This window comes from Aliikangiella maris, assembly GCF_040719265.1.
GTDB classification, from domain to species: Bacteria; Pseudomonadota; Gammaproteobacteria; order Enterobacterales; family Kangiellaceae; genus Aliikangiella; species Aliikangiella maris.
This window is the reverse complement of sequence record NZ_JBFDAH010000094.1, coordinates 1-1,804: the sequence shown is the minus strand read 5'-3', so window position 1 is coordinate 1,804 and position 1,804 is coordinate 1. Positions and strand designations below refer to the sequence as shown.

1 protein-coding gene is annotated in these 1,804 nt (G+C 42.3%); it reads left to right on the top strand.

The window, feature by feature from the left end:
• Positions 1-1,804: FG-GAP repeat domain-containing protein (locus ABVT42_RS22195; protein WP_367024522.1), on the top strand; the 1,804-nt coding region annotated here is incomplete at both ends.

Genomic DNA, 1,804 nt, shown 5'->3' with positions numbered 1-1,804 from the left:
TTTACCAGCCACTTCATTTCAATGGCTAGAAAACGCCCCATCATTTGAAATGAAAAAAATAGGTTACTACCACAATGGAACCTATGAGCCTCAGTGGCAAGCACTTCGCAGCATTAACTGGCTATCTTCGCGAGGGGATCGCAATGGTGATGGGGTGCCTGATTGGGGCGACTGGTATATTGATGCCGAAGGTAATTATAAAGGAGATAATGACGATACTGCGAAGGCATGTGAAATTAATCCGGCCACTTACCAGACTAACTGTATTTATGCTGACTTTAATCTAGATGGTCGTACTGATTTGTGGCGGACTCATTTGGGCGCATTTGAATTAGCCTATAGTACCAAAGCTGGTCCTGTTACCTGGTTTACAATTAATATCCCTTTAGGTTTGCAGCCTCGGGAATTTATAGTTGATATGGCTGACTACAATGGCGATGGATGGCCCGATATCGTGATGGAGCGCAGTGAATACTATGATGAGTTCGCTCGAAATGATTTATCAACTGGTGAGCTGTATTTATACTTACATACGGGTAACCCAGCATCTCCATACACTAGTACAGGCCAACAAATATATAGCCATACTATAGAAGGAGATTTTGATAAAGCCTATCGCGATAGTTCCATTCAAATGCTAGGTGATATGGATGGCAATGGTCTCCCCGATTTTCTGGAATCAACTAATACACCATATTCTGAAGAAACTACCGTTGATAGCCCCATTCCGCGTAATCTCTATCTAACCAAGCTGGATAGTCAAGGCAATGTTTATTTTGATGTTACCAATATTTTTGTTGGGCCACCGAGGACCGAAGCAGTTTATTTTAATCTATTTATGGATATCAATGGTGATGGTTTATCAGATTGGATAAGTGTTGAAGGTTTAACTGGTTATCGACTCAATAAAGGGGGAAGTTTTACTGAGTGGCGTGCGTTTATGGGGAATTGGCATTTAAATTTAAGAAGTGTGCCTATTGTTACAGGTGGCGAGGTTGGCGGCCCTGGTGGTGAAACTATACATGGAATACAGATTTATCCGCGTTATTCTGCGGCTTTCCGTCCATATGATTTTAATGCTGATGGTAAGCAAGAGTTACTTATTCCTGGTACGCATTTAGCGAAAGCTTGTCTTGATGTTCGTGATAATGGTGTTTATGAAAGGCGCTGTGGTGATGAGCTGTATGATGTAGTTGATAATGCGCCTGGTGGGGCTATTGAATATGGTCCACCAATTCCAAATATTGATGACAGTATTTTTCAGTTTAATGCTGTTAAATTTATTGAAGATGCCGACGGTATTATTTCAGCCCAAGTCGTCAATACGCCGATTATTGGGTCTGCCACTCAAGTTGCCTCTTTTGATGCCTATGGCAATGGCTTGCAGGATTTCATTTTCACTTATGGTTGTCGTGACCATTACAACGGTAACTGCGAACTGACGGAAATTGATAATGAATTAGCCGGTAAAGATTTTGGTGCTTATATTATGCGTAATCGCGGCGCCTCATCACAAGCCGATGGTTACGAGCCGGTTGATATGCTGGCTAGTGTACAAAATGGCTTAGGCGTTAAGGATGAGTGGGACTATCGTCCGCTAAGTAGTACTCGTTATGATATCGCGGGTGATCCTTATTATGAGCGAGATACGGGGTATTATGACGGGCTGAGCAGCGAGGATAAGAATAAATACTTTAACTTTTCTTCAAGTATGTATGCGGTAGCAGAGCATCGCAAGAGTGATGGTGTTGGCGGCTTAAATTCGACTCGGTATCGCTATAAAGATGCCATGTTTAATCGTGAG